This window comes from Kribbella sp. NBC_01245, assembly GCF_036226525.1.
In the GTDB taxonomy this organism is placed as follows: Bacteria; Actinomycetota; Actinomycetes; order Propionibacteriales; family Kribbellaceae; genus Kribbella.
Genome location: NZ_CP108487.1, coordinates 7,732,943 through 7,747,414, shown reverse-complemented (window position 1 = coordinate 7,747,414; position 14,472 = coordinate 7,732,943). Strand labels below are relative to the sequence as shown.

Below are 14,472 nucleotides of genomic sequence, written 5' to 3'. Positions count from 1 at the left end.
AGTTTAGAGGCCCGCGAAGAGGTCACGCTCCAAACCGTCCGGCCCGGGAGACGCGGTGCCCTTGGCCAGCACATACGCCTCGTCGCCCCAGACCTCGTTGCCGTTGTTGTTGGACAACGCGAAGAATGGCCCGTCCAGCGTGATCTGCGTGGCGTGCGCCTTCATCGCGCTCATCTTCTGGTCGACGTACGCCCCGCCGGAGATCACGCAGGAGATGAACCGGTCCGGCGTGACGAAACGCGGCAGCGGCCCGTCCGGATCCATACCCTCGAAGGTGGTGGTGTCGCCGGACTCGCGCAGCTTGCGCAGGCTCTCGCGCAGACCGCTCTCACCCATCGCGTTCCAGTAGATCTTCGCGATGTCCCAGGCGGGCCCGAGATCCTCGCGGTACGACGGGACAGCGGCCAGCGCCGCGGCGTACATGGCGACGCGGTGTGCCTGGACGTGGTCGGGATGGCCGTAACCACCGAATTCGTCGTACGCCAGCAGAACCTGCGGCTGGACCTCCCGGATGACCTTCACCAGGTCATCGGCCGCGGTCAGCAGATCGGCCCGCCAGAAGCTGTCCTCGCGGGTCTCGAGCGGCACGGCCGCGTTGCCCTCGTCGTCGTAGATCATCCCGGTGTCGCGGTAGCGGCCGGGCCCGCCGAGGAACCGGTGGTCGGTGACGCCCAGCTCCTTCATCGCGGCGTCCAGCTCGCCGATCCGGTGCTGCCCGAGGCCATCGGTCTGGTCGGCGGCGAGGTGCGCCAGCTCCGGCACCAGCACCTCGCCCTCCTCGCCGAGGGTGCAGGTGACCAGCGTGACGTGCGCGCCTTCGGCCACGTAGCGCGCCATCGTCACACCGTTGTTGATGGTCTCGTCGTCCGGATGGGCATGTACCAGCAGGAGCCTGCGGTCAGGGAGTGCAGTCATATCGCCAGCGTACGTCCCTGCTCCGACAGTATTTTTCAGCCGTAGCGACGGGCCAGCTGCACACCCGCCTGGAACCGCGAGCGCGCGCCCAGCGCCTCGGTCAGCCTGCTGATCTCCGAGCGGACCGTCCGCAGCGAGAGCCCCATTCGGCGGGCGATCGCCTCGTCCTTGGCGCCGGTGGCGAGCAGGCGGCCGATGCACTCCTGCCGCTCGGTCAGCTCCTCCGACCGCGGCTCGGCACCCTCGTCCAGCCCGATCGGCAGGCTGCACTCCCAGACTCCGTCGTACATCTCGCAGAGCAGGTCGACCAGCCGGACGTCATGGATCATCAGCCCGCGCCAGGCCAGCGCGCCGTCGGTCTCCACCGGCGGCTGGATGACCAGCGCGGCCGAACGGTCCGCGATCACCATCGTCGCCGAGACGGCCAGGAACGCCCGGGCCTCCTCCTCGGCCGGATCCGTCCCGAGCACGCGGCCGGACAGCGGCGCGACTTGGTGGATCGTCCGGGCCCGGACACCCCGGGTCCGCCAGGCGACCACGGAGTGTGACCGAACCGGCGGCAGGTCGGCGACCATCGCCATCCGCTCGATGCCACAACCCGCGTCCAGCAGGTCCAGCTCGGCCCGGATCTCGGCCCGTCCATCCAGCCAGCGGATGCCGTTGACCGGCTCCCCCGCGGTCGGACGGACCAGCCCGAGCAGATCGTCCGTCGCAACCCGTGGCGTCATCGTGAGCATGCCGTCCTCCGCCGGTCTCGCCTGATGCTGCTTCCCCTGATGCCGGTCGAGCACCTCGATCTGGTGCAGTGTCATCCGCTTCTCCTCCCCAGTCGGTCAGCAGACTGGACAAGTCTCGAAGAGCGGGAGGGGATGTAACAGGTACAACTCGTACAGTTCACCCATACAATTGCGGCTTTTGCGGAGGGGAGCGGATGGATTCCCAGTTCGCGGCCCTGTTGCGGCGTCATCGGCAGGCCGGCGGCCTCACCCAGGACGAGCTGGCAACGCGCTCCGGTTTGAGCCCAGAGGCCATCAGCACCCTCGAGCGCGGCTTCCGCCGTTACCCCCAGCGCAGCACCTTGACGGCCCTCGCCGACGCCCTCGGCCTGGACGCCGACCAGCGCGCAGCCCTCGAAGCCGCCGCCTCCCGCCGCGGCCGTCCAGCCGCCACGACCGCGCCGACGGCCTTCGTGCCGCCTCGGCAGCTCCCGCTCGCGGCCGGCGACTTCACCGGGCGTGACGCAGAGCTACGCCAGCTGGTCGACCACCTAAGCCGTACGACGCCGGAGCACGCGCCCTCGGAGCTCAAGACGCCGGAGCGGGCGCCGGTCATCGCCATGACCGGGATGGGCGGGATCGGCAAGACCACGCTGGCAGTCCACGCGGCACACCAGGTGGCCGGGTTGTTCGCCGACGGCCAGCTCTACCTCGACCTGCGCGGATTCGGCCCCGGACCCCCGCTGGAGCCGCTCGACGCGCTGACCAGCATCCTCAGCACCCTCGGTGTGCCCACAGACGGTCTCCCGTCCGACCTCCCAACGGCCGCCTCGCGCTTCCGCAGCCTCGTCGAGGGCCGACGGCTCCTGCTGCTCGTGGACAACGCTGTAGACGCCGACCAGGTCCTCCCGCTGCTGCCGCAGGCGCCGGGTTGTGCCGTGATCGCGACGAGCAGGCGTTCCCTGACCGGTCTCACCGCCAGTCATCTTGAGCTCGGCGTACCGCCGGTCGCGGAGTCGATCGAGCTCCTCGGCACGGTGGCGGGCCGGAAGCTGGGCGATGACCCGGCCGCGGCCGACGTGGTCGACCAGTGCGGTGGCCTGCCGCTCGCGGTCCGGATGGCCGGGGCTCGGTTGGCCTCCCGCCCGAACTGGCCGGTCAGTCACCTCGCAGACCGCCTGGCTGACGAGCGCCGGCGCCTAGACGAGCTGGAGATCGACCACGCGGGCGTGCGGGCCACGCTGACCCTGTCGATCGAGCAGCTCGCCAGTAGCGACGACCCCCTCGACGTACAGGCTGCGGCGTATTTCGCACTCCTGGGGCTAGCCGACGGCACTGACCTAAGTGTGCGGTTGGTGGCGGCTCTGGCCGACTCCAGCGAGGGTGAGGCCGTCACCGGGCTTGAGCGGCTAGTGGACGTACACCTGCTCACTAGCCAGGGCAACGACCAGTACCGTCTGCACGACCTACTGCGTGTCTCTGCGATGGAGTACGCCGAGCAAGTGCTCACGCCATCCGAGCAGGCCGCAGCCCGCGACAGGTGGCTAGAGCGACTACTGGCCGTCGTATGGCGCGCAAGCGAGTTCGCCACCCACGGAGCCACCCGGCAGGCCTGGCTGGATCCGGCCTGGCTCAAGCCCTCGGAGGACCTCACTACCGAGGCCGAGGTAGTGGCATGGCTCGACGCCGAGCGGCAGACCCTGGTCCCGACGGTACGACGTACGGCCTCGACGGCTCCAGCGGTCGCGATACGGCTCGCTATCGGGCTCAACGCGTACTACGCGCAGCAGAAGCTCTGGCTCGACTGGCTCCACGTCAACCAGGCAGTCGTCGACCTCGTGGCCAAGGGCGACGACCCGATCGCCGAGGCCGTCGTACTGCATGATCTCGGCGCTGCCCAGGCCGAGCTCGGGCAGTACGCACACGCCGCCGAGCGCCTGCACCAGGCTGTGGCCGCTGCCGAGCGGACCGACGACCGCATCCTCCAGGTGCTCTGCCTGAGCAGCCTCAGCCACGCCCTCGAACGCAACGGCCAGTACGCCGAAGGCATCCCGTACGCCGAACGCGCGCGCCGCCTCGGCCTCCACGTCGGGCACCCCGGCCGGACCGCCTACGCCTGTCTCGCACTCGGCATGCTCTACCTGAAGACCGGGGACAACGGCCGCGCGCGGGACCGGTTCAACGAGGCCCTGGCACTCGGCGCCGCCGCCGGACCTCGTGGCGGCCAGGGCATGATCGCCATGAACGTCGGCGTGGCCTATCGCGAGGCCGGCGAATACCAGACCGCCGCCGAGGCCCTCGAGCAGAGCCTGGCGCTCTTCCGCGCGGAGGGCGGCAGCCTCGCCGAAGCCGAGGCCCTGGACGAGCTCGGCCTACTCGCGTTTGCCCTCGGCAACCACTCCGAAGCCGTCTTGCACTACAGCGAAGCCCTCGCCATCGCCGGCCAACACGGCGACTGGTTGCGCGAAGCAACGATCCGCCGCCACCTCGGCGACGCCCACCAGACCCAAGGCCACGAGTCCGACGCCCGCCGCGAATGGCGCCTGGCCCAGACCATCCTCCACTCCCACGCCATCCCCACCCCCACCCTCAAGGCCCTCCTGGAAGAGCACTGACCCATGCCGTCTTCCTTCGCGAATCTTCTTCGTCAACACCGGCGTGCTGCCAGCCTTTCGCAAGCTGGTTTGGCGGAGCGCGCAGGGCTCAGTGTGGACGCTGTCAGTGGGTTGGAGCGTGGCGTTCGCCGTTATCCGCGTCGGGAGACTGTGCTGGCCTTGGCCGATGTCCTCGACCTCAACGCTCCTGACCAGGCAGAGCTGCTCACTGCGGCGAAAAGGCGCGCACAGGTCGCGGTGTTCCCCGCGGCGGTAGTCCCCCGGCAGCTCCCATTGGCAGCGGGCGACTTCATCGGTCGGGAGGCCGAGCTGGGCACGCTGCGGCAGGCGTTGGCCGGCACAGCTGAAGCGCTGAGAGTGCTGACCATTACGGGCATGGGTGGGGTCGGGAAGACCGCGCTCGCGATCCAGGCCGCGCATGAGTCGGTGGCGCAGTTCCCCGACGGTCAGGTGTACGTCGACCTGCGCGGCTTCGGCCCGGGGACGGCGACGGCACCGCTCGACGCGTTGCGTGAGGTGTTGTCGGTCTTCGGCATCCAGCCGGACGAGCTGGCCGCGGACGAGGCACAGGCGGTGGCCAAGTACCGCACGCTGCTCGCCGATCGGCGCATGCTGGTCGTGCTGGACAACGCGGCCGATGCGCAGCAGGTGCTGCCGCTGCTGCCCGGTTCGGCCAGGTGCGCGGTCATCGTGACCAGCCGGCTGGACCTGCCCGCGATCGCCGGCACCATCCGGGTGCCGCTGGAAGTGCCGCCGCTCGCCGAATCGCTTCGCCTGCTGGCAACGGTGGCCCGCCGAACGCTGACGGACGACCCCGCCTGGACGCAGGTGGTCGAGCACTGTGGCGGTCTGCCGCTGGCCATCCGGATCGCTGGCGCGAGGCTCGCCGCGCGGCCGAACTGGCCGGTCTCCCATCTGGCCGAACGCCTGGCGGATGAACGTCGGCGGCTCGACGAGTTGGAGATCGACGCCGGTACGGGGGTGCGGACGACCCTCAATCTGTCCATCGACCATCTCCGCGAAAGCGACGACCCGATCGACGTACGGGCGGCAGCGGTGTTCGCATTTCTGGGCCTGGTGGAATCGCCGGACGCCAGTGCACGGCAGGTCGCGGCCCTCGCCGGCTGCTCGGAGCGGGACGCCGCCACCGCGTTGGAACGACTGGTCGACGTGCATCTGCTCGCCAGCCCAGCACCCGAGCGCTATCGGATGCATGACCTCCTCCGGGTCGCGGCGGTCGAACACGCCAACCGCGTCCTGACCCCGGACGAGCGGACCGCCGCCCGGGTGCGTTGGCTGGAACGTCTGTCGGCCGTGGCTTGGCGAGCCCTTCAGCATGCGGGTCACGGCGCCACCCGCGAGGCGTGGCTGAGCCCCGACTGGTGGGCCTCCGCGATGAACCTCGGCCACGAGGAGTCGTTGGAATGGCTCGACGATGAGCGGGAGTTGATCGTGCCGGCTCTCCACCAAGGCGCCGCCGGTACGGCATTCGAGCAGGAGTTGGCGATTCGCCTGGCCGTCGGCCTCAACTCTTATTACACGCAGCGTCGCCGCTGGTTCGACTGGGCGCTCGCGATGAACGAGGTCAAGGACATCGCCATCGCCTCCGGTGATCACATCGCGGCCGGCTTGGTCCTGCATGACCTCGGCGCGGCTCTCGGCGAACAAGAACGCTATGAGGAAGCCGTCCCATTCGTAGTCCAAGGCGCGGATGAGGCTGACCTGAGCGAGGAGGAAAGTCTGCAGGGTCTGTGCCTGCTGATGCTGGGGCACCTGCTGGAACGTGTCGGTCGCTACCAAGAGGCGATCCCGTATGCGATCAGAGCGCGAGACCTGAATCTCCGGCTTCAACTCCCCCGCCGAATCGCCTATGCCTGTATGAGCCTGGGCATCTTGCAGCTGAAGGTCGGCAGCAAGGAGCTGGGGTTGGCGGAGTTCGACCAGGCCCTGGCGTGGCTCGCGGATCCCGAACACCAGCGGTTCCGGGCCTCGATCCTGCTGAACCTCGCGGTGACCAGCCGCGAGCTCGGCGACCACGCCGAGGCGATCACCGCCCTCGAATCCTGCATCGCGGTTTGCGAAGGCACCGACCTCGCCCTGATCGCGAGCGAGGCGCAGCACGAGTTGGGCCGCGTTGCCCTCGCGCAAGAGCGTTACCCGGCCGCACTCGATCACTTCCGCCTCGCCCTGACCGTGGCCGAGCGCGAGAAGAACTGGCTCCAGCAAGCGGCGATCGAGGTCGACATCGGCCATACCCTGCATGCCACCGACCAGCCCACCGAAGCCCGCCGCCACTGGCGCACCGCCTTGGCCATCCACCAGGAGAACGGCGCACCCACAACCACCATCGAAGCCCTCCTCGGAATGGCCGCCACATGACCTTCGCCGACCTCCTCCGCCGCTACCGGACCACGGCAGGCTTGTCACAGGCCGAACTCGCCGAGCGGGCGGGTCTCAGCGTTGCCGCCATCAGCGGACTGGAGCGGGGCATTCGTCGTCATCCGCGCCGGGATACCGTGCTGGCCCTGGCCGACGCGCTCGACCTCAACGCCGCCGACCAGGCGACCCTGCTCACCACGTCCGCGCGTACGGCCGGCACCGTCTCAACGCCTGCCCCGGAACGGACGATCCCCCGGCAACTCCCCTTGGCCACGCGGGACTTCATCGGTCGAGAGTCGGAGCTCGCCACCCTTCGCCAGGCGCTGGTCGGTGCCGCTGAGGCGACCGCGCTGAGCGTACTGACCATCACCGGGATGGGCGGCGTCGGCAAGACCGCCCTTGCCGTTCAGGCCGCGCACGAGTCGGTGGCGCAGTTCCCCGATGGCCAGCTGTACGTCGACCTGCGCGGCTTCGGCCCTGGTACGGCTACGGCTCCGATCGACGCCCTCCGCGAAGTGCTGTCGGTCTTCGGGGTCCAGCCGGACGAGTTGGCCTCCGACGAGACCCAGGCGGTCGCGAAGTACCGGACGCTGCTGGCCGAGCGGCGCATGCTGGTCATCCTCGACAACGCGGCGGACGCGCAGCAGGTGCTGCCGCTGCTGCCCGGTTCGGCCAGGTGCGCGGTCATCGTGACCAGCCGGCTGGATCTGCCCGCCATCGCCGGCACCATCCGGGTCCCTCTCGAAGTGCCGCCACTGGCCGAGTCCCTTCGCCTCCTTGCCACGGTCGCCGGCCGGCCGCTGTCGGACGACCCGGCCTGGACGCAGGTGGTCGAGCACTGTGGCGGTCTGCCGTTGGCGATCCGGATCGCGGGCGCGAGACTCGCCTCCCGCCCGAACTGGCCCGTCTCGCACCTCGCCGGCCGGCTGGCGGACGAACGCCGCCGTCTCGACGAGCTGGAAGTCGATGCCGGCATCGGCGTCCGGGCGACGCTCAACCTCTCCATCGACCACCTCCGCGAGAGCGACGACCCGATCGACGTACGGGCGGCAGAGGCGTTCGCCCTGCTGGGCTTGGCCGAATCGCCAGTGATCAGTGCGCGCCAAATCGCCGCCTTTGCCGACTGGTCAGAGCGTGATGCGGCCGCCGCGTTGGAACGACTGGTCGACGTACACCTGCTCGCTAGCCCAGCGCCCGAGCGCTACCGACTGCATGACCTCCTCCGGGTCGCAGCGGCCGAACACGTCCACGAAGTCCTGACCCCAGACGAGCAAGTCGCGGCACGGGTGCGATGGCTAGAACGCCTGTCGGCCGTCACATGGAGGGTTTCCGACCACGCTGGCCATGGCGACAGCCGCGAGGCATGGCTGAGTCCCGACTGGTGGGCTTCTGCAATGGAGTTGAACCTCCCAGAGGCGATGGAGTGGCTCGATGACGCGCGCGACCTCATCGTGCCGACGCTGCGGCGGGGTGCCACCGGGACCGCCTTTGAGCAACAGCTGGCCATCCGGTTGGCCGTCGGCCTGAACGCCTATTACACCCGGCGGCGCCGATGGCTCGACTGGATGTTTGCGATGACTGCAGTGAGGGAGATAGCCATCGCTTCGGGAGACCACCTCGGAGCGGGAATGGTGTTGCACGATCTCGGTGCGGCATTAGGCGAACTCGAACGGTACGAGGAAGCCGTTTCGCCAATGCAGCAAGCACTCACCCGTGCGGACATCACTGGTGTCGGCGGCATGCAAGCCCTTTGCCTACTGACGCTGGGACATTTGCTGGAACGGCTCGGCCGCTACGAAGAGGCAATCCCCTACGCGGCCAAGGCGCGCGAGATGGCCATCCAACTTCAGCTCCCTCGCAGGGCCGCCTTCGCGTGTATGGCCTTGGGCATGCTCCATCTGAAGACCGGCCGCAAAGACCTGGGTTCAGCGGCATTCGAAGAGGGCCTTGCACACCTCGCAGATCCCGAGCACGGGTGGTATCGGTGCATCATTCATATGACCCACGGCCTGGCAAGCCGCGAGATCGGCGACTACGAGGCGGCCGAATCCGCCCTGGCAGCTTGTGCGGACCTTTCCCGGACCTACGACCGGGTGCTGCTTGAGAGCGAGGCATGGCACGAGCTTGGCCGCGTCGCCATCGAACAAGGGCGACTCGGCGAGGCAGGCGAACGCCTCGGCCGCGCACTGGAGTTGGCTGAGCGCGAGGACGACAGGCTTCGCCAGGCGGCGGTCGAGGTCGATATCGGTCATGCACTCCACGCGGCAGGCAACGCCGCCGAGGCGAGGCGTCATTGGCGGACCGCCTTGGCCATCCGTCAGGAACACGGCACGGATACGGGCAGCATCGAAGGTCTGCTCGGGATGGCGGAAGTATGATCTTCGCCGACCTGCTACGCCGATACCGAACCGCGGCGGGTTTATCGCAGGTCGAGCTTGCGGAGCGGGCTGGGATGAGTGCGCAGGCGATCAGCGGGCTCGAGCGAGGCCGTCGCGACCTCGGCAGTTGCCGTTGGCAACGAGCGACTTCGTCGGCCGCGAAGACGAGCTGGCGCTGCTAGTGGATCGGCTCACCATATCGGCGGCCAGGCCTGGGCTCACCTTGCTGGCCATCACCGGCATGGGCGGAATCGGCAAGACCGCACTCGCGATCCAGGGCGCCGATCAGGTGCTCGACCAGTTCCCAGATGGCCAGCTGTACGTCGACCTGCGCGGACACGGACCGGCCAAGCCCACCGAACCGCTCGACGGGTTGCGGCAGTTGCTGACGAGCTTGGGCATTCCCGACACCAGCCTTCCGGATGAGGTGGACGCCGCCACCGGCCTGTATCGGTCAATCCTTGCCAAGCGCAACATGTTGGTCCTGCTCGACAACTGAGCCGACGCACCGCAAGTCGCTCCGTTGCTGCCCGGATCGTCCACCTGCGCGGTCATCCTGACCAGCCGTTCGGTCCTGACGTCGATCCCCGGCGCGGAGCAACTCCAGCTCGATGTACCACCCGTCGACGAGTCACTCGACCTGCTCGCCCAGCTCTCGAGGCGTCCGCTGACGACGGATCCCGCCTGGTCGGATGTCGTGACCTATTGCGGCGGCCTCCCGCTCGCCATCCGCATCGCCGGCGCCAGGCTCGCCTCCCGACCCCAATGGCCTGTCAGCCATCTGGCCGAGCGCCTAGCCGACGTACATCGTCGTCTCGACGGACTCGAACTCGGCCATCTCGGCGTACGCGCCTCCCTCGGCCTATCGATCGACCAACTGGCCGAGAGCGACAACGCCCTGGATGTTCTCGCCGCCAAGGCTTTCGCGCTACTCGGCCTGCTGGAACTTCCCGAGCTCACCGCCCGGCAAGTCGGCTCAACGATCGCTACTGGGTTCATGGACCCGACTCGCGAAGCCTGGCTGGATCCCGCCTGGTACCACCAGGCTGCCGATCTGACGACCGAGGAGGACGTCCACGAGTGGCTGGACGCCGAGCCGCTCGCGATCACGTCGACCATCCGCCAGATCCTCACCGGCCCGGAGTCCGAGCGATACTTCGCGATCCGGATCGTGGTTGGCGTCAATGGCCATTGCGTCCGCCGACGGCTGTGGATCGACTGGGCCAGTCTGACGTCGATGACCATCGAGCTCGCGCCAATCGGCACAGATCAGCGGGCCGCCAGTCTGCTCTGGCATGACCTCAGTGCCGCACTCGGCGACCATGGATACACACAGACCGAAGAGCTGGAGAAGCTACCGACCTCGATCTAACGGCGAAGGGCGGTACCGGAGAACCGGTACCGCCCTTTGCTTGTCTAGCTAGTGGCTAGAACCTCGGATCAGTTGGCCTTCTTAAGGCCGATCTGGGTGAGGTCCGGGATACCACCGGTGTTCGGGTCCGGAATCGCGTTGTCGACGTTGCCGCCGATGACGTACACGTTCAGGTCCTTCACGGTCGGAACCAGCGGAGCGGTCTGCATGAGCTCCTTGTACAGCGCAGACCACGCCTTGGTCGCCTCACCCTTGTCCTTGATCAGGGAGTTGGCCTTGAACTTGTCGTAGGCGACCAGCGAACGACCGTAGTTGTTCTGCGCTGCCTTCGGCGTGGCGGACGTGGTGTCCGGGCCGAGGACCGGCGCGACGACCGAGGCGATGCTCGGGTAGTCGAAGCACCAGCCGGCGGTGATCAGGTCGGTCGCCGACGCGTCGTTCTGCTGCGTCGAGTAGTAGTTGTCGCCCGGGATCTTCCGGATGTCGACGTTGATGCCGATCTTCTTCCACGACGCCTGCGCGGCCTCGGCGGCCTTGGTGGCCAGACCCGAGTCTGCGGTACCAAGGGTCAGCTTCTCACCCTTGTAGCCGGCCTCCTTCAGGAGAGCCGTCGCCTTGGCGGCATCACCGGTCGGCGGGGCCTGGAAGACGGTGTCGGCCTCGTAGCCGTCAAGGGTCTCCGGGACGATCGAGTCGACAACAGCCGCGAGACGCTCGCCACCACGGGCGGTCTGGTACTCGACACGGTTGAGGCCGTAGTAGAGAGCCTCACGCAGCTTCTGGTTCTTCAACAGCGGCTTCTGCTGGTTGAAGGCGATGTAGCGACGGCAAATGTCTTCACCCTCGATAACGCGGTCCTTCACGTTGGCCGAGTTCGTCTTCGGCAGGTTCTGCGGCTGAATGCCGCTGAAGCTGAAGGAGCTCTGGTCAGCGACACCGTTCGCGATCAGGCGCTGGTCGACGACGGACTCGTCGCCACCGAACTTGAAGACGAACTTGTCCGGACGCGCGGTGCGGAGCTCGTCGCTCTCCTGCTTCCACTGGTCGTTGCGAACCAGGACCAGTTCCTTCTTACGGGTGTAGGTCTGGATCTTGTACGGGCCCGTCGCAAGCGGGTGGGCGTCGTACTGGGTCTTGGTGTCCTTGGCCTGCGGCACCGGCGAGAAGTTCTTCATCGAGGCGACCATGTCGAACTCGGCGACCGGGCGCTGCAGCTTGAAGACGATGGTCTTGTCGTCGGGAGCCGTGATGGCCTCACAACCCTTGCCGCCGTTGTTGCCGCCCGTGTAGGGGCCGGCGTAGCCCTTCTGGCAGGCAACCATTTCCTTCGGGTACGGCGAGCCCTCGGACAGGTCCGGGGAGAAACCGCGCTCGACGTTGTACTTGATGTCGGCGGCCTTGACCGGTGTGCCGTCCTCGTACTTCAGGTCGTCCTTGAGCGTGAACGTCCACTCGTCAAGAGCGTCGTTCGACTTCCACTCCTTGGCCAGGTCCGGCACCAGGACGGTCTTCTTGGCCTTGCCGTCGTACTTGAACTCGGTCAGCGTGCGGGTCAGCAGCTTGCCGATGGCGTTCGAGTCGGTGACGAAGTTGCGGACCGGGTCGAGGTGTTCGACGTCGTTGACGTGGTAGATCGTCAGCGTGCCACCCTTGAAACCTGCAGCGCCGGGGTCAGTGCCACCGCCACCGTTGTTATCTCCCCCGCCGCATGCCGCCAGCGTGAGGGTAAGCGCGAGACCAGCGGCAATTGCCGGTCCGACTCGCTTGGCGTGAGCCATGCCTGTCCTTCTTTCTTGGTACGTCGGGCGCCGGATTACGGCGGCCTGAGAGTGGAACGCCCGTCATCTACTCACGGTTCAGGGAGCCAGATCAACGACTGTACGGTTCCAGTGACCGGATCGTGATCGCTTCCTTGTCACATCTACACCTCAGCAGCTACACGCTGTTGCGGTCAGATGACATCGCGTTCTTCCGGGAAATGACACGCCGCCAAATGGCCCGGCGCGCCGATCTGCAACAGCGGTGGCTCCTGCTCTGCGCAGATGTCCTCCGCTTTCCAGCAACGGGTGCGGAAACGGCACCCACTGGGCGGGTTCAGGGGGCTCGGCACGTCCCCGGTGAGGCGGATCCGCTCGCGGTGCTTGACCGCGTCCGGGTCCGGCTCGGGCACGGCTGAGAGCAGCGCATGCGTGTAGGGATGCCGGGCATGGTTGTACAGCTCGTCCCGCTCGGCGATCTCCACGATCTTGCCGAGGTACATCACGGCCACGCGGTCCGAGATGTGCCGGATCACCGAGAGGTCGTGCGCTACGAACAGGTAGGCCAGGTTGAAGTCGTCCTGCAGGTCGTCCAGCAGGTTCACCACCTGGGCCTGGATCGACACGTCCAGCGCGGATACCGGCTCGTCGCAGATGATCAGCTTCGGCCGGAGCGCGAGTGCCCGGGCGATACCGATGCGCTGCCGCTGACCGCCGGAGAACTCGTGCGGGTAACGGTTGTAGTGCTCCGGGTTCAGACCGACGCGGGCCATCAGTTCCTGGACGGCTTTCTTGGTGCCGCCCTCGGTCTTGATGCCCTGGATGTCGAACGGCGCGGCGATGATCGTACCGATCGTCTGACGCGGGTTCAGCGAGGAGAACGGGTCCTGGAAGATGATCTGCACGTCCCGCCGGAACGGGCGCATCTTCTGCCGGCTCAGGTGGGTGATATCCGTGCCCTGGAAGGTGATCGTGCCGGCTGTGGGCTCGTCCAGCCGGGTCACCAAACGTCCGGTGGTGGACTTGCCACAGCCGGACTCGCCAACCAGGCCGAGGGTCTCACCGACGTTGACGGTGAAGTCGATCCCGTCGACCGCCTTCACCGCACCGGTCTGGCGCTGGAAGATGATGCCCTGCGTCACCGGGAAGTGCCGCTTCAGGTCCTTCACCTCGAGCAGGACGTCGCCCCTGACGGGCCCGGTCCGCTCAGTCGCCACCGTCGTGGAAGTGCTCACAACATCTCCTCGTGCTTCCGATCCGGAGGTCACAGGTTCGGCTTGATCTGCTCGGTGAACAACTGCTTGCGCTTCTCGCTGTCGATGTGACAGCGAGAGCTGTGCGCCTCGGCTCCGATCTGGAGCAATTCGGGCACATCCGCGGTGCAGGAGCCGTTGGTGGCGAACTCCCGGTAGTCGCACCGCGGGTGGAACGAGCAGCCGGTCGGCAGGTTGATCAGTGAGGGCGGCGCCCCCTTGATCGACTTCAGCCGGCCACCGCCACCGGTGATCCGCGGGATCGAGCCCAGCAGACCCCAGGTGTAGGGGTGCTCAGGCCGGTAGAAGATGTCCCGCACCGATCCGGACTCGACCACTCGGCCGCCGTACATCACGACCAGATCCTCGGCCATCTGGGCCACCACGCCGAGGTCGTGCGTGATGATGATGATCGCGGAGTTGAACTCCTTCTGCAGATCGTTCATCAGGTCCAGGATCTGCGCCTGCACCGTGACGTCGAGGGCCGTGGTCGGCTCGTCGGCGATCAGCAGCTTGGGGTCACACATCAGCGACATCGCGATCATCGCGCGCTGGCGCATACCGCCGGAGAACTGGTGCGGGTAATCGCTGTAGCGCTTGTCCGGCGAGGGAATTCCGACCCGGTCCAGCATGTCCACGGCCCGCTTGCGCGCGACTGCCTTGGACACGTCGTTGTGCACCAGGTACGCCTCGACCAGCTGGTCGCCGATCCGGTAGAACGGGTGCATCGCGGACAACGGGTCCTGGAAGATCATCGAGACCTCGGAGCCACGCAGGCGCCGCATCTCCTCGGCCCGCATCGAGACCAGCTCGTTGCCGTCCAGCCAGATCTCGCCCTCGATCTGCGCGCGGGTGCCCTTGTGCAGGCCCATGATCGCCAGGCTGGTCACGCTCTTACCCGAGCCCGACTCACCCACGATGCCCATCGTCTTACCGCGCTCGAGCTTGAAGCTCAGCCCGTTGACCGCGCGGACCACTCCGTCATCGGTAGGGAAGCGGACCTGAAGGTTGTCCACCTCCAGGAACGCGCGCCCGGTCGCCTTGTTCGGCGGGACCGCTTCGACTGCCGTGTTGCTCACTGTGGTTC

11 protein-coding genes are annotated in these 14,472 nt (G+C 67.5%); 6 read left to right on the top strand and 5 right to left on the bottom strand.

The genetic code is table 11. The annotated features are described in order from the left end of the window. Positions 1-3 precede the first annotated feature (3 nt). On the bottom strand, positions 4-915 hold the full coding sequence (gene mshB, locus OG394_RS35620; RefSeq protein WP_328991634.1) for an N-acetyl-1-D-myo-inositol-2-amino-2-deoxy-alpha-D-glucopyranoside deacetylase: 912 nt from the start codon (positions 913-915) through the stop codon (positions 4-6). A 35-nt stretch (positions 916-950) separates the two neighbouring features. Then, a complete protein-coding gene (locus OG394_RS35615) occupies positions 951-1,727 on the bottom strand; it encodes a helix-turn-helix transcriptional regulator (protein ID WP_328991633.1) in 777 nt (258 codons plus the stop codon). Between the two features lie 119 nt (positions 1,728-1,846). Here OG394_RS35615 and OG394_RS35610 point away from each other — a divergent pair, with 119 nt between their 5' ends. Genes OG394_RS35610 through OG394_RS35590 form a run of 6 tightly spaced genes read left to right on the top strand, consistent with a single transcriptional unit; the run spans position 1,847 to position 10,375 of the window. After that, positions 1,847-4,246: an ATP-binding protein gene (locus tag OG394_RS35610; protein ID WP_328991632.1), complete on the top strand. Its 2,400-nt coding sequence runs from the start codon at positions 1,847-1,849 to the stop codon at positions 4,244-4,246. Between the two features lie 3 nt (positions 4,247-4,249). Then, entirely contained in the window at positions 4,250-6,625 is a 2,376-nt protein-coding gene (locus tag OG394_RS35605; protein WP_328991631.1) for an ATP-binding protein, read from the top strand. Further along, positions 6,622-9,003 (top strand): ATP-binding protein, encoded by a 2,382-nt coding sequence (locus OG394_RS35600; RefSeq protein WP_328991630.1) that lies wholly within the window; start codon positions 6,622-6,624, stop codon positions 9,001-9,003. Before OG394_RS35605 ends, OG394_RS35600 begins: the two co-directional genes overlap by 4 nt. Next, positions 9,000-9,185, top strand: a complete 186-nt coding sequence (locus OG394_RS40175; RefSeq protein ID WP_442914251.1) for a helix-turn-helix domain-containing protein — start codon at positions 9,000-9,002, stop codon at positions 9,183-9,185. Before OG394_RS35600 ends, OG394_RS40175 begins: the two co-directional genes overlap by 4 nt. Further along, positions 9,131-9,502 carry a hypothetical protein gene (locus OG394_RS35595; RefSeq protein ID WP_328991629.1) on the top strand — a complete coding sequence of 124 codons (372 nt, stop codon included), beginning with the start codon at positions 9,131-9,133 and terminating at the stop codon, positions 9,500-9,502. The genes OG394_RS40175 and OG394_RS35595 overlap by 55 nt, the downstream gene beginning before the upstream one ends. A 24-nt stretch (positions 9,503-9,526) precedes the next feature. Beyond that, positions 9,527-10,375: a hypothetical protein gene (locus OG394_RS35590; RefSeq protein WP_328991627.1), complete on the top strand. Its 849-nt coding sequence runs from the start codon at positions 9,527-9,529 to the stop codon at positions 10,373-10,375. A gap of 68 nt (positions 10,376-10,443) precedes the next feature. On the opposite strand, the gene OG394_RS35585 is transcribed toward OG394_RS35590, so the two are convergent. From OG394_RS35585 to OG394_RS35575, 3 genes are all read right to left on the bottom strand, one after another. After that, complete coding sequence (locus tag OG394_RS35585) at positions 10,444-12,153, bottom strand: ABC transporter substrate-binding protein (RefSeq protein ID WP_328991626.1); 1,710 nt, start codon at positions 12,151-12,153, stop codon at positions 10,444-10,446. Between the two features lie 173 nt (positions 12,154-12,326). Next, entirely contained in the window at positions 12,327-13,367 is a 1,041-nt protein-coding gene (locus OG394_RS35580) for an ABC transporter ATP-binding protein (RefSeq protein ID WP_328991625.1), read from the bottom strand. 29 nt (positions 13,368-13,396) lie between these two features. Further along, complete coding sequence (locus OG394_RS35575; protein WP_328991624.1) at positions 13,397-14,464, bottom strand: ABC transporter ATP-binding protein; 1,068 nt, start codon at positions 14,462-14,464, stop codon at positions 13,397-13,399. Between the last annotated feature and the right edge of the window lie 8 nt (positions 14,465-14,472).